Annotated in this window: 15 protein-coding genes; 5 read left to right on the top strand and 10 right to left on the bottom strand. The window is 69.0% G+C overall.

Going from position 1 to position 17,796, the window contains the following annotated elements:
* Window positions 1–24: 24 nt before the first annotated feature.
* The 9 genes from WS75_RS29925 to ypfJ form a co-directional block, all read right to left on the bottom strand.
* Window positions 25–1,263 carry an ABC transporter substrate-binding protein gene (locus tag WS75_RS29925; protein WP_059686090.1) on the bottom strand — a complete coding sequence of 413 codons (1,239 nt, stop codon included), beginning with the start codon at window positions 1,261–1,263 and terminating at the stop codon, window positions 25–27.
* A gap of 188 nt (window positions 1,264–1,451) precedes the next feature.
* A complete protein-coding gene (locus WS75_RS29920) occupies window positions 1,452–2,660 on the bottom strand; it encodes a porin (protein WP_059686087.1) in 1,209 nt (402 codons plus the stop codon).
* A 177-nt stretch (window positions 2,661–2,837) separates the two neighbouring features.
* Window positions 2,838–3,776 carry a helix-turn-helix domain-containing protein gene (locus WS75_RS29915; RefSeq protein WP_059686407.1) on the bottom strand — a complete coding sequence of 313 codons (939 nt, stop codon included), beginning with the start codon at window positions 3,774–3,776 and terminating at the stop codon, window positions 2,838–2,840.
* A 60-nt stretch (window positions 3,777–3,836) separates the two neighbouring features.
* Window positions 3,837–4,427, bottom strand: a complete 591-nt coding sequence (locus WS75_RS29910; RefSeq protein ID WP_059686083.1) for a DUF3156 family protein — start codon at window positions 4,425–4,427, stop codon at window positions 3,837–3,839.
* The gene (locus WS75_RS29905; protein ID WP_059686080.1) at window positions 4,424–5,926 is read right to left on the bottom strand and encodes an APC family permease; all 1,503 of its coding nucleotides are present in this window, start codon (window positions 5,924–5,926) and stop codon (window positions 4,424–4,426) included. Before WS75_RS29905 ends, WS75_RS29910 begins: the two co-directional genes overlap by 4 nt.
* 254 nt (window positions 5,927–6,180) lie before the next feature.
* Complete coding sequence (locus tag WS75_RS29900; protein WP_059599170.1) at window positions 6,181–7,521, bottom strand: aspartate aminotransferase family protein; 1,341 nt, start codon at window positions 7,519–7,521, stop codon at window positions 6,181–6,183.
* Window positions 7,522–7,615: 94 nt separating this feature from the next.
* Window positions 7,616–9,118, bottom strand: coding sequence for an aldehyde dehydrogenase family protein (locus tag WS75_RS29895; RefSeq protein WP_059686078.1), 1,503 nt, complete (start codon window positions 9,116–9,118; stop codon window positions 7,616–7,618).
* Between the two features lie 211 nt (window positions 9,119–9,329).
* Entirely contained in the window at window positions 9,330–10,070 is a 741-nt protein-coding gene (locus tag WS75_RS29890) for a helix-turn-helix transcriptional regulator (protein ID WP_059686075.1), read from the bottom strand.
* Window positions 10,071–10,490: 420 nt separating this feature from the next.
* Complete coding sequence (ypfJ, locus tag WS75_RS29885; protein WP_059686072.1) at window positions 10,491–11,369, bottom strand: KPN_02809 family neutral zinc metallopeptidase; 879 nt, start codon at window positions 11,367–11,369, stop codon at window positions 10,491–10,493.
* A 425-nt stretch (window positions 11,370–11,794) separates the two neighbouring features.
* On the opposite strand from ypfJ, the gene WS75_RS29880 reads away from it, so the two are divergent.
* The 5 genes from WS75_RS29880 to WS75_RS29860 all read left to right on the top strand — a co-directional run bounded on the left by WS75_RS29880 (window position 11,795) and on the right by WS75_RS29860 (window position 16,735).
* Complete coding sequence (locus WS75_RS29880; protein ID WP_059686070.1) at window positions 11,795–12,586, top strand: SDR family NAD(P)-dependent oxidoreductase; 792 nt, start codon at window positions 11,795–11,797, stop codon at window positions 12,584–12,586.
* 189 nt (window positions 12,587–12,775) lie between these two features.
* On the top strand, window positions 12,776–13,810 hold the full coding sequence (locus tag WS75_RS29875) for a LysR family transcriptional regulator (RefSeq protein ID WP_059686067.1): 1,035 nt from the start codon (window positions 12,776–12,778) through the stop codon (window positions 13,808–13,810).
* A gap of 99 nt (window positions 13,811–13,909) precedes the next feature.
* Complete coding sequence (locus WS75_RS29870; RefSeq protein WP_059686064.1) at window positions 13,910–14,596, top strand: DUF4286 family protein; 687 nt, start codon at window positions 13,910–13,912, stop codon at window positions 14,594–14,596.
* 68 nt (window positions 14,597–14,664) lie between these two features.
* Entirely contained in the window at window positions 14,665–15,984 is a 1,320-nt protein-coding gene (locus WS75_RS29865) for an MFS transporter (RefSeq protein ID WP_059686405.1), read from the top strand.
* 49 nt (window positions 15,985–16,033) lie between these two features.
* Window positions 16,034–16,735 carry a DUF2848 domain-containing protein gene (locus WS75_RS29860; protein ID WP_059686063.1) on the top strand — a complete coding sequence of 234 codons (702 nt, stop codon included), beginning with the start codon at window positions 16,034–16,036 and terminating at the stop codon, window positions 16,733–16,735.
* 76 nt (window positions 16,736–16,811) lie between these two features.
* Here the strand turns inward: WS75_RS29860 and WS75_RS29855 are convergent, their stop codons facing one another.
* Window positions 16,812–17,792, bottom strand: coding sequence for an NAD-dependent epimerase/dehydratase family protein (locus WS75_RS29855; RefSeq protein ID WP_059686061.1), 981 nt, complete (start codon window positions 17,790–17,792; stop codon window positions 16,812–16,814).
* Window positions 17,793–17,796: the final 4 nt, after the last annotated feature.

The following is a 17,796-nucleotide window of genomic DNA, read 5'->3' as shown; positions in this document are numbered from 1 at the left end:
CGGATGACGCGTGGCGGCAAGCCGTCACTTGCCCGCCGCGGCCATCGCCTGCGCGATCTTCTGCTGCGCCTGGCGCAGCGCGGCGTCGGGTGCGGCCTGCCCGGTCAGCGCGAGCTGCAGCTGGTCGCCGAGAATGCTCTCGACCTGCTGCCAGTCCTTCACGCGCGGCCGCGCACGGCCGGCCTCGAGCGCCTTCAACTGATCGGGATACCAGCGGTACTGGCGCACCAGCGCCGGATCGGCGAACACGCTGCGGCGCGTCGGCGGAATGCCGATCCCGGCAAGGCGCGTTTGCGTGTCGCGCGAACTCAGGTAGGCCAGGAAGTCCTGCGCGAGCTTCGCGTGCGGCGCGTCCTTCGGAATACCCATCTGCCAGATGCCGAGCATCGGCGCCGGGCCGGCCGTCTGCCCGGGCGGCGGCTGCAACGCGATCTGCCCGACCACGCGCGACTGCTTCGGATCGTCGAGCGCCGGAATCCACGCCGGCCACACCTCGATCGACTGCGCGGCCGTGCCGCGCTGCAGCGCATCGCGCACTTCGGCGGCGCCGTACACGTCGACGTCCTTCGGCGCGGAGGCCTTCAGCGCGAGGAACGTCTTCAGCGCGGCCTGCGACTCGCGCGAATCGATCGTCACGTTGCCGGCATGGTCGAACACGTCGCCGCCATAGGCCCACAGGATCGGCAGGAAGCCCGTCACGACCGGGTTGCCCTTGGTGCCGCGGAACACGACGCCCGACACGCTCTTGTCCGCGCCACCGACGGTCTGCGCGATCTTCAGCACGTCGTCCCAGTTGCGCGGCGGCTGCAGCTTGTATTTCGCGAGCAGATCTTTCCGGTACGCGAACATCTCGACGTTGCCGACGATCGGCAGCGCGTACAGCGCACCCGCCGCGTTGCGGCCCAGCGCAACCGCCGACGGCACGAGATCGGCGTCCGCGAGCGATGCCGGAAGCGGCTTCAGCCAGCCGTTGCCGATGAATTCGGGCGCCCACGTGTCGTCCATCATCACGAGGTCGTACGTGCCGGTTCCTTCGCGCATCGACAGCTTCAGCTTCTGGTACAGGTTCGCGTTCGGCAGCTTGAGCAGCTCGATGTCGGTGCCCGGATGCAGCTTGGTGAAGCCGGCGACGGCGTCGGCGAGCCCCTTGCCATAGATGTCGTCGCGGCCCGCGATGACGAGATCCGCCGCGAAGGCGTGCGAGGCGGCAAGGGACAGCGCAACGGCGGCGGACAGTGCGCGCAGGCGGCTCAGCAGGGTCATGTGGTCTCTCTCGATCGGCGTGGTGGCGGGTCGGCCTCGCGTTGCACACGTGTGCAACACGGGCGACGCTTCGGGCGTCCTGAAGCGAACGCCATTGTTCACGTCGATCGTTAAGAATTTGTGGCACGCGGCGGAAGCGGCCGGCCATCGCAGCCGGCCGCCCCGACCGCATCGCCACGTGCGCGCCGTCAGAAGTTCACGCGAATCCCGGCCATCACCGCCAGCTGCCGGCTCGAATTGCTGTTCGCGAGCACCGGAATCTGCGCGTAGTTCACCGCATTGCCGTTCGCGTCGGTGCCGAGCCCCGTGCCGCTCGCGATCTGGCCGATCGCGACCGCATACAGCGCGGTGCGCTTCGACAGGCTGTAGTTCGTCCCGACGTTGACCTGATGGAAGCGCGTCGTGCCGCGACCGTCCGTATGCGCGGCATTGAAGATGTATGCGACGCCGCCCTGCAGCGCGGGCGTGAACATGTACGTGACGTTCAGCTCGCCGATGTCGAACGTGAACGCCTGCTTGCGCGGCTGCGCGTCGGTCGAGAAGTAGCGGCTGTCGCCGAGGCGCGTGTGCGTGTAGGTCAGTGCGACCGTCGCCGCGCCGAGCGTCACCGAGCCGCCCGCGCCGAACGCACGCATCGAGCCGGCGTCCTGGAGCAGGCAGTACATCGCGCCCGGATTGCTGCACGCGAAGTCGCCGATATAGCCGCTCGCGCCGCCGAGCGCGGCGTCGAGCGGCTGGTGCAGGTCGAGATAGCCGACCGAGAACGCGACCGGCGCGCGCGTGTAGGTCGCGGCGACCGAATAGCCGCGCTTCGCGGAAAAATCGCCGGCCTGCCCGCCGAAGCTGAACGTGCCGCCGAACGTCAGGCCGTTGAAGTCGGCGCTGGTGAACTTCACCGCGTTGTTGAAGTTGAACGCGGCGTTCAGGTTGTCGACGTCGCCGAGATGCGAGCCGTACGGCGTCGCCCAGTTGTTGCTCGATACGTATGCGCCGAGCATGTCCGTGTACGAATCGTACTGGCGGCCGAGGCCGAGCGTGCCGATCGAATCCTGGCGCAGCCCGACCCACGCCTGCCGGCTGAACGCGGTGCCGCCCTGCAGCGCCTGCCCGTTCGCGGACAGGAATTGCTGCTCGAGCGAAAACACCGCGTCGAGCCCGCCGCCGAGCGGCTCGGCGCCCTGAAATCCGAAGCGGGACGGCACGAGGTTGCCGCCGCCCATCTGCCATGCGTGGCCGCCGCCCGTGCTGCCGTCGGCGCGCGTGAACTGCTGGTTCGTCGAATAGATGATGCCGGTGTCAACGGTACCGTACAGCGTCACGCTGCCCGATGTTTGCGCGTGTGCGTTCATGCAGCCCAGCGCGGCCGCGGCCGCGGCCAGTCTTAGTCCGATCGTCATGTCCTGCCCCTGTGATGTCATCGATTCGCAGTGCAGATCGATGGTGTTGTCGATATGGGTGACAGGACTCTATCCAGCGAAAATTCGGGACCCCTATCCCAAATCAGCAAATGATGAAGCGAACGGGCAACACGCGACTGCGACCGCGACCGGCGCCACCGGCGCGATGCGCAAACGTCATTCGGGACGCAGGGTCTGCGACGGCAACTCGCCGAACAGGTCGCGATACTCGCGTGCGAAATAGCCAAGATGCGTGAAGCCCCAACTCGCGGCGGCCTCGCCGACGCCGAGTTGCTGCGCCGAGGTCGTGCGCAGCAGGCGCCGCACCGCATTCAGCCGGATCGTGCGCAAATAGCCAACGGGCGTGACGTCGGCGACGCGCTGAAAGCTCGTCTGCAGCGTGCGGCGGCTGCAGCGCAGCGCGCGGCACAGTTCGAGCACGGTGACGGGTTCCTCGGGCCGGTCGCGCAGGTGTTTCTCGCAACGGCTGACGATATCGCTGTAGGTCGCGTGCGTGATGTCGCGGCGCTCGGCGCCGATGCCCTGATCGAGCGCATCGAGGAACATGTCGAGCATCGCGTCGCGGAACATCTTGCGGGTGGCCGCATATTCGAGGCAGCCGGGGTTGCGCTGGGCTTCGTCGATCAGCGACGACAGCCGCGCGCCGAGCGCGACGCCTTGCGCGTCCGACAGCCGCGTGACGTGCCGCAGCTTGCGCGCCCCGGCCGCGCCGAACTCGGCTTCGCACAGCTCGTCGATCATGTCCGACGCGGCGCTGATCCCGACGAGCCCCATCCCTTCCGGCGTGTGGAATTCGAAATCCTCGCCGGCGCGCAGCGCGAGCAGCGCATAGCCGTCGACCGGCTGGCCCTGGAACGTGCCGGCGAGCGGCATCGACAGCGGCACCGCAAGCGACGTACGCCCGGCCGGCGCAAGGCCGGTTTGCGCGACACGCCGGTTGGTCGTCTCGCGGAAGAAATGAAACTCGTCGTACAGCACCTGCGTGACGGTGCCTCTGAACCGGCCCGGCGTCATCTGGCGGTAGACCTGATGCCAACCCGCGATCGCGAGCCCGTGGTCATGCACGTCTTCGTGTGAGCGTGACTGGAACAGCATCGGCATCTCCGGTGAAACCCTGAATCCACGCTGCGCCCGCACGGCGCGCAGCGCCACAGCTTACCCCCGCAAAATTCCGCGTAGTGCAGTTTCGAATGCAAGGCAGGCTACCGACAGCGCGGTGGCCTGCTCGCCGGTCAGACGGACATAACGCCGAAACGACGGCATCCGGTTCACGATCTCGCTGCCGCCGAACGGCACGACGGCGAGCGTCCAGCGCCCATCGTGCGCGGCGATCGTGCAGTCGGTCAGGTGCAGCGGACGTAGCGCATCGGCAAGTGACGAATCGGCGACGAGCGCGGCCACCGCCCTCACGAATCCGGGGGCGCATCCCGGCGCGGGCTCGGCCGCGATGCCGGTACGCCGCAGCCAGCCGGTCTGCAGCACGCGCGCATGACCCTGCCCGGCCGGGCCGTCGGCGATGATCGACACCTGCACACTGACCGTATGCATCAGGAACTGACGGTCGACGCGTTCCTCGATGCTCACGCGCACGCCGTTCGGCAGCCGGGCCAGGGGTTCGGCAGCGGCGCAGTGCGCATCGCGCACTGCGCCGAGGTCCGCCAGCACGCGCGCGGCGATCGCGCCGGGCCGGTGGCCGGGCGGCGGCGTGTCGGGCGCCGCGCGCCACCGGGTGAATGCGAGCCTCACGACGCGACGTGCTCGTTGCGCAGCACTTCCTCGACCGGCACCGGTTTGAACGGATGCCGGCGCTGCACGACCACCGTCCAGAACAGCGCGTACAGCGCGGTGAGCCCGAGCATCGCGCCGAACGGCACGTAGATGTCGCGCGCGTTCATGCCGGGTGGCGTGATGTACCAGATCGCGAGCACGATACCGACACTCGACACGATCTGCGGCAGCGGGAACAGCGGCGAACGATACGGACGCGGCAGATCCGGGCGGCGGATGCGCAGCATCACGACCGACGCGGTGACGAGCAGATACGCGGTGCCCCACGCGCAGGTCGCGGCGAGCACGAGGTGCAGGATACTGTCGAGGTTGCCGTTGATCAGCCACGCATGGAAGATCGGCACGATCGCCGACGCGACGATGCCGACCACCGGCGTCTTGAAGCGCGGATGCAGATACGCGAAGCAGCGCGGCAGCGCGCCGTCGATCGCCATCCCGTACAGGATGCGCGGCAGCCCGGCCATCAGCGTGTTGATCGTCGCGGCGCCCGCGCACAGGAACGCGATGCCGAACCACACGCGGCCGAAGGGCCCCAGCACCTGCAGCGCGAACGCGGGGATCGCGCCCGGCGTGTCGAGCAGGTGTGTGAGGCCGTCCGGGCTCACCGGCACGTTCGCGACCTGACGGCGGATCGCGGCGCCGTACAGGAACATGCAGATCGCGACGCCGACGAGGCCGAGCGCCATCGCGCGCGGGATCGTGCGGCCCGGCGCCTTCATTTCCGGCGCGAGCGGCGTGACGAACTCGCAGCCGACGAACATGAACATCGCCATCCCGACCAGCGACAGCACCGCCGGCACCGACGTGCCGACTTCCGAGCCGCCGAACCAGCCGTCGAGATGCACGGCCGGCGCGGCCGCCAGGCCTAGGATGCCGAAGATCATCAGCGACAGCCACATGCCGGCCGTCAGCACGATCTCGAGCTTGCTGAACACCTTGATGCCGATGATGTTGGTGATCGCGAACGTGACGACGAGGCCGACGCCGACGAGCCACGAGCTGTTGTGCTTCTCGAACGCGGCGTTCAGCGATTCGAAGTTGACGAGCGCCATGATGCCGCTCAGGATCGTCTCCGCCGTGCCGGCGAACACGTGTACGAGGAAATACGCGGAAATCGTGCCGGTGATCGCCCAGAAACGGCCGAGCCCGCACGACAGGTAATCGTAAACCGAGCCGGCGGTCGGCAGCATCGCGGCGGCTTCGGAGAAGGTGGTCGCCTGCGCCTGCATCATCACGAACGCGATGATCATCGCGACCGCGAACGCCCAGCCGCCCATTCCGAAGCCCGACGTCGCGGTGAGAATCACCGGGCTCGCCATGATGAGGCCGACGGCACTCGCCAGCGCGGTCGGAAAACCGACCGCGCCCGCCTTCAGCACCGTGCCGCCGCCGGCTTCAGCCGACTTGCCGGCGGGCGTATCGCCCGCGGCGCCGGTCACTCCAGACCATCCCGACATGTTCGTCTCCTTCCCTTTTTGGGCCGGCGCCGACGCTGCGGCGCCCGCTCCGTTCCGTGCTTCGCGGTCGGCCCGGGGCGACGCTTCAGCGCGTCGCCACCGGAGCCCCAGTCGATCCAATCCGGATCCGATGTCGAAAAAATACGCAGGCAAAATAATCCGGTCATAGCGCAAATCGGCAAACCGGCGGTGGAGAACGGGTTATCCCGCCCTCCACCGCCGGTTCGGCGTCACGCGAATCCCGCTTTACGGCCTCACGCGAATGGCACGGCCTCGAAGCCCGCCGCGAGCGCGTCGACAATCCGGTCGAGCTGCTCGCGCTGAATCACGAGCGGCGGCGACAGGATGATCTTCGTGCCGACCGGGCGCACCAGCACGCCATGCTCGCGCGCCACTTCCGCGACTGCGTTCGCGTAGCCCGACAATGGGTCGATCGGCTCGCGGGTCTGCTTGTTCGCGACGAGGTCGAGCGCGAGCATCAGCCCCTTGCCGCGCACCTCGCCGACCGCCGCGAAGCGTTCGGGGAACGACTGCAGCGCTTCGAGCAGATACGCGCCCTGCTTCGCCGCGTTCGCCGGCAGGTCTTCCTTCACGACGATGTCGAGGCTCGCGATCGCGGCCGCGCAGGCGACCGGGTGCCCGGCGTAGGTGTAGCCGTGCATGATCGCACCGCCAAAGTCCGCGTTCGCGGCGAACGCATCCTCGATCCGCGCGTTCACGGCCGTCGCGCCGAGCGGCACGTAACCGGACGAGATCCCTTTCGCGAGACACATGATGTCCGGGCGCACGCCCCAGCCGCGGCTGCCGAACATGCTGCCGCTGCGGCCGAAGCCCGTCACGACTTCGTCGGCGATCAGCAGCACGCCGTAGCGATCGCACACCTCGCGCACGAGCGGCCAGTAGTTGGCCGGCGGCACGATCACGCCGCCCGCGCCCTGCACCGGCTCGGCGATGAACGCGGCGACCGTGTCGGGGCTCTGGAACTGGATCTCGCGCTCCAGCATTTCCGCGCAGATCCGGCCGAGTTCCTCCGGATCCTGCGTGAACGGATTGCGGTACAGCCACGGCGTCTCGACGTGGAAGCAGCCGGGCAGGTTCGGTTCGTAGTTGCGGCGGAACACCGTGTTGCCGTTCACCGACGCGCCGCCGAAGTGCGTGCCGTGATAGCCCTGCTTCAGCGAGATGAACTTGGTGCGATCGGCCTGCCCGCGCACCTTCCAGTACTGGCGCGCGATCTTCAGCGCGGTCTCGATCGAGTCGGAGCCGCCCGAGCTGTACAGCACGCGGCGCATTCCTTCCGGCTCCAGCATGTCGATCAGCTTCTTCGACAGCTCTTCCGCGCGCGGATGCGAGATGCCGTCGAACAGCTGGAAGTATTCGAGTTCATCGAGCTGGCGCACGATCGCGTCCTTCACTTCCTGGCGGTTGTGCCCGACGTTCACGTTCCACAGACCCGCGACGCCATCGACCAGCTGCTTGCCGGTTTCGTCGAACACGTAGCAGCCGTCGCCGCGCACGATGCGGATCGGCTTGCGCTGTTTCATTTCGTTCGGGTGCAGCATCGGGTGCCAGAACTTCGCTTCGTTGTAGCTCATTGCAATCTCCACTTTCGGATCGTTTGAACCTCGATCGCTCGCGGTCGAGGATCGGGGCTCGAGGTTTTCGGGGGGTCGGAACGGATGCCGCGCGTCAGTGCGCGATGCACACGGATTTGGTTTCGGTGAAGCCTTCGATCGCGTACTGGCCGAACTCGCGACCGATGCCCGACTGCTTGTAGCCGCCGAACGGCATCGACGGGTCGAGCGGAATGTGACAGTTCACCCACACGGTGCCGGCCTCGATCTGCGGCACGAGATTCATCACGCGCTTCAGGTCGTTGCTCCAGATGCTCGCGGCGAGGCCGTACGGCGACGCGTTCGCGAGACGCACGGCGTCGGCCGCATCGTCGAACGGCACGACGACGATCACCGGGCCGAACACTTCGTCGCGCACGATCGCGCTGTCGGGATGCGGATCGGCGATCACGGCCGGCTTCACGTAGTAGCCGGGCAGGTCGTCGGCCGGCGTGCCGCCCGCGAGGAACGTGAGGCCCGCGCGGCGCGCCCCCTCGATGTGCTGGACGACCTTGTCGCGATGGTGCGCGGAGACGAGCGGGTTGATCTGCGCGGTGGTGTCGAGGCCCGCGCCGAGCTTCATCGACTGCGCGACGCCCGCGAGGCCGTCCGCGAGTTGCGCGAACTTGCTGCGGTGCACGTAGATGCGCGACGCGGCCGCGCACACCTGCCCCTGGTTGAAGAACGCACCGGCGGCGACGCCGTCGAGCGCCTGCGCGACGTCGATGTCGTCGAGCATCACGATCGGGTTCTTGCCGCCGAGTTCGAGCGAGAAGCGCGTCATGTTCTGCACGGCCGCCGCGCCAACCAGCTTGCCGGTCGCGGTCGAACCCGTAAACGAGATCTTCGCGATCGACGGGTGGCTCGACAGTGCGGCGCCGCATATGCGCCCGCCGGTGACGACGTTGAACACGCCGGGCGGCACGCCGGCGTCGCGGGCGAGTTCGGCGAGGCGCAGCGCGGTGAGCGGCGTTTCCGGCGACGGCTTCAGCACGATCGTGCAGCCGGCCGCGAGTGCCGGGATCAGCTTCCACACGGCGATCATCAGCGGGAAATTCCACGGCACGATCGCGGCGACCACGCCGACCGGCTCCTTGCGCGTATAGGCCGTGTAGCGCGCGCCGGGCGGGAACGGGATCGACACGTCGAGCGTCTGGCCCGTGATCTTCGTCGCCCAGCCGGCCATGTAGCGCACGTATTCGACGCTCGCGCCGACCTCGATCGCGCGCGACACGTGGATCGACTTGCCCTGGTTCAGCGTTTCGAGCTGCGCGAGCGTTTCGGCGTCGGCTTCGATCAGGTCGGCGAGCTTCAGCAGGATGCGCTCGCGGTCGGCCGGGCGCAGGCCGCTCCACACGCGGGTGTCGAATGCATGCTTCGCGCTGGCGACCGCGCGGTCGACGTCGTGCGCGTCGGTATCCGCGACCGTCGCGAGCCGCTCGCCCGTCGCCGGGTCGTACACGTCGAGTCGCGCGGCCGCGTGCGCGGGTTGCATCGCGCCGTCGATGAAAAGACCGAAATCGCGTGCGACGAAGGTGCGCACGGTGTCGCTGACCGCGACGAAGTTTGTGGTGCTCATGGGCGTCTCGATGATTGTCGTGGCTGGGCCGCGTGCGCTCCGGCATGCGGGTGTCGAACCACTGTATCGACGAGGGATCGCGCCCCGTGAGCGCAAATTGGCAAGCGCGCGGGCGATCGAAACGCGGGTGAGTCGGGTACGGGGAATCGCGGCGTGCGAGCGCCGCGCTATCGTCGGATGAATCGCGCGGGATGCACGCGGATGCGGGAAACTACAGGAACAACGTGCCGACCAGCTCGGTGCGGTTCGACACGCCGAGCTTGCGGTACATCCGCATCAGATGCGTCTTGACGGTCGGCTGGCCGAGCGCGAGATCGCGCGCGATCTCCTTGTTCGAACGGCCGTCGCGCACGAGGCGGGCGATCTGCTCCTCGCGGTAGGTCAGCCGCGCCTCGCAATCGATCCGGTGAATCCCGCGCCGTGCGCGCAGCAGCGGGCTCAGCGCGGCTTCGGCAACGGGCTGCAGCCGTGCGAGCGCGTCGATCTCGCCCGGTGCGAACCGGCCCGCCGTGCTGTTTCCGACGCCACCGCCCGCTTCGCCCTTCCCGAAGCGCAGCAGCGAAAACGCGCCGATCGTCCGGCCCGCGTCGTCGCGCAGCCAGATCTCGACGACGTCGGCGACATCGTGCCGCCGCAGGAAACGGGTCCAGTATGCGGACGCATCGCGTCTTTCCTCAGGCAATTGGGAAGCGAGCGTCACGACCGCGTGAGCGCCTGCCGCGCAGCGGGACGGGTGTAGCGGATCGAGCATCCGGTAGCGCGCGACGTAGGTGCGATGCATCGACTCGGGCATGCCGAACAGCTCGAAATCGGCCGGCTCTCCGCTCAGGTCGAGCCGGTAGAACACGATCGCGGACGGGCTCGCAAACGCGTCGAACGCGTCGACGCACGCGCGCAGCGCGCGCTGCCAGTCGGCGGCTTCGTGATCGGCGGGAACGGATGAGGTCGGCATGATGGGAGCGGCCGGCGGCCGCACGCGTCGAAGTTCGGGCCAGCCTACCGGCGCCGAAATGGGCCGGTGAGCACAAATCGGCAATTCGTCTGCGCGTGCTGGATGGCGGACACGCCGGCCGTGTTGCGACAACCGAACGACGTCAGGACATCATGCGCCGCGAACCCTGCGGTCGGCGATGGCCGTCGAGGGTGGCGCGAGACATCGCACGCAACCGGTCGTGTCTCGGCGACGGAATCTGCGTCGGGAAGACATGCGACGTGAGCCGCAGGACCGGGAATGGACATCGAAGATGGCGCGGAACATCGCGCGCGCCGATCGAGCGCGATCGGAACGATCTGCGAAGTTACCGGAGCGGCCGCGCGGGCGGCCTCGAAACGAAGGCGCGGCAACATGCGCGCCCCGCCCTGTCAGTGACTATCAGTGCGCGTTCGCGGCGAACGTGTCGCAGGCGCTCACTTCACCCGATTCCATCCCGCGCCGCAGCCAGTACACGCGCTGCTCGCTGGTGCCGTGCGTGAAGCTCTCCGGCACGACATAGCCCTGACCTTGCTGCTGCAGCCGATCGTCGCCGATCGCGGCGGCCGCCTTCAGCCCCTGCTCGAAATCGCCTGGCTCCATCAGCCGCTGGTTCGCGCGCTGCGCGTTGTTCGCCCACACGCCGGCGAAGCAGTCGGCCTGCAGTTCCATCCGCACCGACAGCGCGTTCGAGCGCGCTTCGCTCGAACGGCGGCGCGCGGCATCGACCTTGTCGGAAATGCCGAGCAGGTTCTGCACATGATGGCCGACTTCGTGCGCGATCACGTAGGCCTGCGCGAAATCGCCGCCCGCGCCGAAGCGCTTGCGCAGTTCGTCGTAGAAGCCGAGATCGATGTACACGTTGCGGTCGCCGGGACAATAGAACGGCCCCATCGCGGTCTGGCCGGTGCCGCACGCGGTCGGCGTCGAGTTCGTGAACATCACGAGCTTCGGCGGTTGGTATTGCGCATGCAACTGGGTGTTGAAGACGCTCGTCCACGTGCGCTCGATATTGCCGAGCACCTTGCGCGTGAACACCGCGCCGGGATCGTTCGCCGGTGCGCCCTGGTGCTGCGCAGGCGCGGGCTGGGTTTGCTGCTGCCGGCCCTGCAGCGCCGACGCGCCTTCGAGCACGACGCGCGGGTCGATCCCGAAAAAATACGATGCCGCCAGCGCGACCACGATCGTGCCGATGCCGATCGTCGCGCGCCCGCCGCCGAACCCGCCGCCGCCGCGTCGATCCTCGACGTTCACGCTTTCTCTTTCGTCGTCCAGCCTCATTGCCGGCCCCTCCCTGTTCCTGTCGATGGTCCGGCCGCGCGATACGCGACCGGGCGATCAGCCACCGCGCCCTGCGCCATCGGCCGCGCGATGTATCCGTATCGGCCGCATGCGCACGCCGATCTTGCCGCCAACCGCTCCGCTTGCACGACGGAATCGGGCGGCCGTCGCGCCCCGCACTGATGGGCGGGCGCGCCCGCGCCATTTTGCCGGGCTTTTGCGACGCATCGCAAAAATACGGAGGATAGAGCGAATCGGCGCCGGACATCGTCAGCTTTTGCAAAATGACCGCGATCTGGCCGGTCGGCCCGGTGCGCGATACCGCCCTCGACCGTCCGGCCGGTACGCGTTCATCCTTTCGGCGGATACCGGCATGCGTCGGCGCCACCTAAAGTGACCGGAAACGACACCTTCCGGAGAACGACATGACGCACCCGCAACCCCGCACGATCGCGATCACCGGCGCAGGCACCGGCATCGGCGCCGCGTGCGCGCGCCGCTTCGCCGCCCGCGGCGATCGCGTCGCGCTGATCGGGCGGCGTCGGGCGCCGCTCGACGCGCTCGCCGCCGAGACGGGCGGCCTCGCGCTCGCCGGCGACGCCGCGAGCACGGCCGACTGGGCCCGTTTCCTGCCTGAGATCGCTGCACGGTTCGGCCCCGTCGATGCGCTCGTCGCATGCGCGGGCGGCCACGGTCTCGGCCGCGCGGACGAAACCGACGACGCGCAATGGCGCGACGCGATGCACGCGAACCTCGACACCGCGTTCGTCAGCGCACGCGCGTGCCTGCCCGACCTGATCGCGCGGCGCGGCAGCATCGTGCTGGTCGCGTCGATCGCCGCGCTCGCGGCCGGCCCCGGCGTATGCGGCTATACGGTCGGCAAGCATGCGCTGCTCGGGCTCGCGCGTTCGCTCGCGCGCGACTACGGGCCGCACGGCGTGCGCGCGAATGCGGTGTGCCCGGGCTGGGTCCGCACGCCGATGGCCGATGCGGAAATGGAGCCGCTGATGTCCGCTCACGGCGACACGCTCGACGGCGCCTATGCGCGCGTCAGTGCCGACGTGCCGCTGCGGCGCGCGGCCGATCCGGACGAGATCGCGGCCGTGTGCGCGTTCCTGGCCTCGCCCGACGCGTCGTTCGTGACCGGCGCGACGCTCGTGGCCGACGGCGGCGCGATGGTCGTCGATGTGCCGACGCTCGCGTTCGACAAGCCGTGATGCCTGAAGACACGAAGCCCACGTGACACCGCGTTGCGGGCGGCCGCACAACGCCGAGCGCGTGCGTTCCGGCACTCGGACGCCCGCCCCCGCCCCGGCACGCACGGCGCGCGTTCACGCCCCGGAAATCCGCTAACATCGACCGATCCCGCCGCCGCCGCGCGGCACTGCCTCACCGCTCGGAATTCGATGAACATCCGGTTTCTTGAAACCTTCGTCTGGCTCGCGAAGCTGGAGAACTTCCGGCTCACGGCCGAGAAACTGCACACGACGCAGGCGGCCGTGTCGAGCCGCATCGCGTCGCTCGAAGAAGCGTTCGACGTGCGTCTGTTCGACCGCAACACGCGCTCGGCCACGCTGACGCCAGCGGGGCGGCGCATGCTCGCTTACGCGGAGCGAATCGTGCGGCTCGACAGCGAGATGCGGCGCGACATCGACGCGGCGAGCGACGCGGGCCTGATCCGGATCGGCGTGATCGAATCGATCGTTCACAGCTGGTTTCCGGCGCTGATGGCGCAACTGCGCGAGCGCTATCCGCGCCTCGACGTCGAGATCACGAGCGACACGACGCTACACCTGATCCGGCTGCTGAGCACCGACGGCGTCGACCTGATCCTGCAGACCGACCCGATGCCGGGCCCCGACTTCACGAACCTGCCGCTGTGCGAATTCCCGGTGCGCTGGGCGGCGAGCCCGCGCCTCGGGCTCGCCGGCGAACGGCTCGACATCGCGCGGCTTGCCGCGTATCCGATCATCAGCTTCTCGCGTCATTCAGGGCCTCACGCAACGATCGAGCGGCTGTTCGCGGCCGTCGAACGGCCGGCCAGCATCAACTGCATCACGTCGGTCGCCGCGATGATCCGGCTCGTCGCCGACGGCTTCGGCGTGGCCGCGCTGCCGCCCGCGATCATCGGGCGCGAACTGCAGGAAGGCTCGCTCGAACTGCTCGACGTCGAACCCGAATTCCCCGCGCTGCCGCTGGTCGCGTCGTATCGCACGCAGGGCCTGCCGGTCGCCGCGCGTATCGCGGAACTGGCGAGCGAAGTCGCACGCGCGATGCCGGCCGCGTCGAGTCACGCGAAGACGGGCGCATCGGCAAAGGCCGAGGCTGTCGGCAAAGCGCCCGTCCGCCCGGCAGGAAAAACCCGGACCGCAGCGGCAAAACGCACGCCGGAATCCGCACCGCCCGCCACCCCGGCGAAGCGCCGCCCGCGCCGCTCATAAGAAAACCTGTTCACCGCGAATTTGTTTTCTTGTTGGACGGCCACGGCCCGTCTTCGGGACACTGCGGTTCCTGACACACCCCGTCACGAGGAACCCGCCATGACCCGCCTTTCCCTTCCACACGGCCAGCTCTGCGTCTGGACGGACATCGACCCCGCACACGAAGCCGATTTCAACGCGTGGTACGACCGCGAGCACATGCAGGAGCGTGTCGCGATTCCCGGCTTCACGCATGCGCGACGGTTTCGCGCGACGGACGGCGGCCCGCGCAAGTACCTCGCGCTCTACGTGACGGACACGCTCGACGTGTTCCGCAGCGACGCGTATCGGCGCGCATTCACGCGGCAGACCGCCTGGTCGCTCGCGAACTTCGAACGGATGACGGACACGCAGCGGCGAGTCGGCGACCTGACGATCGAGGCCGGCGACGGCGAAGGCATGCATCTCGCGCTGTTCGTGCTGCAGCCCGAGCGCATCGACGTGCCGCACCTGCGCGAGCGCTTCGACGCGGTGCTGAGCGAACCAGGCATCCACGCGGCACGGCTGTTCCGCACCGTGCCCGAACTGTCCGCGCCGATCGGCGCCGATGCGACCGCGCGTCCGGCCGCCGACGCGCTCGTGCTGATCGAGGGCAGCGACGCGGCGGCCACCCGCGGCGTCGCCACCGCCATCGCCGGTCACGACGAAGTGCGCACCTTCGACTTGCTTTGGCGCGCCGCCGCGCCACCGCCGGTGGCCGGTCGCGATGCCGAAACGAAAGCGGCCGCCGCCGCCCTGCCGGCCTGAGCCCCGACTTCGCCACCGGCCGCGTCATCCGCCATCGGCACGCGCGTCATCCCGTCATCCTTCACGACATGCCCGACACCATGAGCACTCTCGTCCAGCCCGCCGCCCACGCACCCCGCCGCGTCCGCAACAGTCGACTCGCGACCGCGAGCATGATCGGCACGTCGCTCGAGTGGTACGACTTCACGATCTACAACACGCTCGCCGCGCTCGTCTTCAATCATCTGTTCTTTCCGTCGGTCGATCCGCTGGCCGGCACGATCCTCGCGTTCTCGACCTATGCGGTCGGCTACGTGTCGCGCCCGCTCGGCGGCTTCGTGTTCGGCAATCTCGGCGACCGCATCGGCCGCCGTGCGGTGCTGATGCTCACGCTCGTGCTGATGGGCGTGACGACCGCGCTGATGGGTGCGCTGCCGACCTATGCGCAGGCCGGCATCCTGAGCCCGATCCTGCTCGTCGCGCTGCGCTTCGTGCAGGGCGTCGCGCTCGGCGGCGAATGGGCCGGCGCGGTGCTGCTGTCGGTCGAGCACGGCGACCAGAAGCGGCGCGGGCTGTCCGCATCGTGGACGCAGATCGGCCCGTCGTTCGGCACGCTGCTCGGCACCGGCTGCATCGCGCTCGTGACACTGTCGACCACGTCGGGCGACTTCCTGTCGTGGGGCTGGCGCGTGCCGTTCGCGGCCAGCGCGCTGCTCGTCGTGTTCGGTTTCTGGCTGCGGCGCGGCGTCGACGAAACGCCGCAGTTCGAGCAGCTCGCCGAATCGCACGCGACCGCCGAGGTGCCCGTCGCCGAAGTGCTGAAGTGCCACTGGCGGCGCCTGCTGATCGCCGGCGGCTCGCGCATCGGCTCCGACGTGCTGTACGCGCTGATCGTCGTGTTCACGCTGACCTACGTGACGACCGTGCTGCACCTGTCGCGCCCCGTCGCACTGACGGCCGTGATGATCGGCACGGCGTGCAACGCGCTCGCTGTGCCGTTCTTCGGCGCGCTGTCGGACCGCTTCGGACGCCGCCCCGTGTACCTCGCCGGCGCGCTCGCCGGGATCGTGTGGGCGTTCGTGTTCTTCATGCTGCTCGATTCGGCGCGGCCGGGTGCGATCGTCGCGGCGGTTGCGATCGGCCTCGTGATCCATGCGGCGATGTACGGCCCGCAAGGCGCGTTCGTCACCGAACAGTTCCCGACGCGTGTGCGTTACGCGGGCTCGTCGCTGGCCTACACGCTCGCTGGCATCGTCGGCGGCGGCTTCGCGCCGCTCGTGATCGCGACGCTGTTCCGCGAGACGGGAACGACGACGGCCGTGTCGCTGTACGTCACCGCATCGCTCGTCGTCACGTCGATCGCGCTGCTGGCCGCGCGCGAGACCGCGCACCGGCCGCTCGCGGATTGAGCTTCCCTGCCGATCGTTTCATTCATTCGCACTTCAAACGGATACCCGCATGCAAGCCCTGTCGTTCAACGTGATGTCCCCGCAAGGGGCGTCCGCTCATGTCGACGTCGAGATCGAACGTGTCGTGATTGCCGGCTGGGCCGGCCGCGATCCGGAGGCGATCCGCGCGCACATCGACGAACTCGCGGCGCTCGGCGTCGCGCCGCCGTCGACCACGCCGTGCTTCTATCGCGTGTCGTCCGGGCTGCTCACGCAGGCGGCGTCGATCGGCGTGCTCGGCGCGCGCTCGGGCGGCGAGATCGAGTGCGTGCTGATCGACAGCCCGGTCGGCACGCTGGTGACGGTCGGCTCCGATCATACGGATCGGGAAGTCGAGGCCTACGGCGTCGCGGTGTCGAAGCAGGTATGCGCGAAACCGCTCGGCCGCGATGCGTGGCGCCATGCGGACGTCGCCGATCACTGGGATGCGATCGAGATGCGTTCATGGTTGATCGGACCCGGCGGAGAACGCGTCGCGTATCAGCACGGCGCCGTCAGCGGGCTGCTTGCGCCCGATGCGTTGTGGCAGCGCTTCGACGACCGTCGCACGATGCCCGCGCGCTGCGCGATGTTCGGCGGCACGGTCGCCGTGCACGGTGCGATCGCGGCGATGGGCGACGGTGACATATTCGAGATGGAACTGCACGACCCAGTGCTCGGGCGCAGTCTTCGGCACCGGTATGCGGTCGAGGTATTGCCGGTCGTCGCGTGACGGCAGGTGGCAGGCGCGCATGCGATCACGGACGTGAGCCGCATACGCGCCCGCCATCCATCTGCTTCGCTCGCCGTCATCGCAAGCAGCCCAGCCCGGCCAGCGTCGCCTCCACCGCGGTATCGAGCGGCGTCATAGGCTCGCGGCCCAGCACCGCCGTCACCCGCGCGTTGTCCATCCGGAGCGGCTCGCGCCACAGATAGCGCATCTCGAGCATCTCGCGCATCGTCGTGACGAACGGCGCCGCGGCCCACACGAGCCACCACGGAAATCGCCGCACCGTCGGCCGCATCCCGTGCCGCTGCGCGACGCGGCGCACGGCCTGCGTCATCTGCGTGCCGTCCGCGTCCCAGTGCCCGCCGAAATGGAAGCGCGCGAACGGCGCCAGCGTGTCGCGTCGCTCGAGCAGCTCGACCATCGTGCGCGCGACGTCCGGCACGTACGCCCATTGATGGCCGACGCCCGGCCGCCCAGGCACGCTGATCGCCGCGACGGGCTGCCCGGCCTTGACGAGCCCCTGCCCGAACCAGGTGTTGCCCGCGTGCCCCCCGAAGAAATCGCCGGCCCGCACGATGATCGTCCGGACGCCCTGCGCGGTCGCCGCCTGCAACCGCCGCTCCATCTCGACGCGGATCGCGCCCTTGCGCGTCACCGGATGCTGCGGCGCCTCTTCGCGCAACACGGGAAACGCGTCGGGGCCGTAGTTGTAGATCGTCCCCGGCAGCACGACGGTCGCCTGCGCCACCGTCGCCGCCGCGATCGTGTTGTCGATCATCGGCAGCACCTGCGTCGACCAGTTCCGGTAACCGGGCGGGTTCACCGCATGCACGATCACGCTGCAGCCGCGCGCCGCGCGGACCACCGCCTCGCGATCGAGCGCGTCACCGCGCATCCATGCGATCCCGTCGAGCTCCACCGTCCCGGGGTCGAGCGCGCGCTTGAGCGCGCGCACCTGCCAGCCGGCATCGCGCAACTGACGCGCGACCTCGCCGCCGATGCCTCCGCTCGCGCCGAGCACGAGTGCCTGTCGTTGCGTTCCGCCTGCGTTTGCCGTCATGGTC

This window comes from Burkholderia sp. FL-7-2-10-S1-D7, assembly GCF_001524185.1.
GTDB classification, from domain to species: Bacteria; Pseudomonadota; Gammaproteobacteria; order Burkholderiales; family Burkholderiaceae; genus Burkholderia; species Burkholderia diffusa.
This window is presented reverse-complemented; position numbering and strand designations above follow the sequence as displayed.

What these genes read in the sequence shown, in the direction of transcription:
- WS75_RS29925 (WP_059686090.1), bottom strand. Translation starts at nt 1,263, where the DNA reads ATGACCCTGCTGAGCCGCCTGCGCGCACTGTCCGCCGCCGTTGCGCTG.
- WS75_RS29920 (WP_059686087.1), bottom strand. Translation starts at nt 2,660, where the DNA reads ATGACGATCGGACTAAGACTGGCCGCGGCCGCGGCCGCGCTGGGCTGC.
- WS75_RS29915 (WP_059686407.1), bottom strand. Translation starts at nt 3,776, where the DNA reads ATGCTGTTCCAGTCACGCTCACACGAAGACGTGCATGACCACGGGCTC.
- WS75_RS29905 (WP_059686080.1), bottom strand. Translation starts at nt 5,926, where the DNA reads ATGTCGGGATGGTCTGGAGTGACCGGCGCCGCGGGCGATACGCCCGCC.
- WS75_RS29900 (WP_059599170.1), bottom strand. Translation starts at nt 7,521, where the DNA reads ATGAGCTACAACGAAGCGAAGTTCTGGCACCCGATGCTGCACCCGAAC.
- WS75_RS29895 (WP_059686078.1), bottom strand. Translation starts at nt 9,118, where the DNA reads ATGAGCACCACAAACTTCGTCGCGGTCAGCGACACCGTGCGCACCTTC.
- WS75_RS29890 (WP_059686075.1), bottom strand. Translation starts at nt 10,070, where the DNA reads ATGCCGACCTCATCCGTTCCCGCCGATCACGAAGCCGCCGACTGGCAG.
- ypfJ (WP_059686072.1), bottom strand. Translation starts at nt 11,369, where the DNA reads ATGAGGCTGGACGACGAAAGAGAAAGCGTGAACGTCGAGGATCGACGC.
- WS75_RS29880 (WP_059686070.1), top strand. Translation starts at nt 11,795, where the DNA reads ATGACGCACCCGCAACCCCGCACGATCGCGATCACCGGCGCAGGCACC.
- WS75_RS29875 (WP_059686067.1), top strand. Translation starts at nt 12,776, where the DNA reads ATGAACATCCGGTTTCTTGAAACCTTCGTCTGGCTCGCGAAGCTGGAG.
- WS75_RS29870 (WP_059686064.1), top strand. Translation starts at nt 13,910, where the DNA reads ATGACCCGCCTTTCCCTTCCACACGGCCAGCTCTGCGTCTGGACGGAC.
- WS75_RS29865 (WP_059686405.1), top strand. Translation starts at nt 14,665, where the DNA reads ATGCCCGACACCATGAGCACTCTCGTCCAGCCCGCCGCCCACGCACCC.
- WS75_RS29860 (WP_059686063.1), top strand. Translation starts at nt 16,034, where the DNA reads ATGCAAGCCCTGTCGTTCAACGTGATGTCCCCGCAAGGGGCGTCCGCT.
- WS75_RS29855 (WP_059686061.1), bottom strand. Translation starts at nt 17,792, where the DNA reads ATGACGGCAAACGCAGGCGGAACGCAACGACAGGCACTCGTGCTCGGC.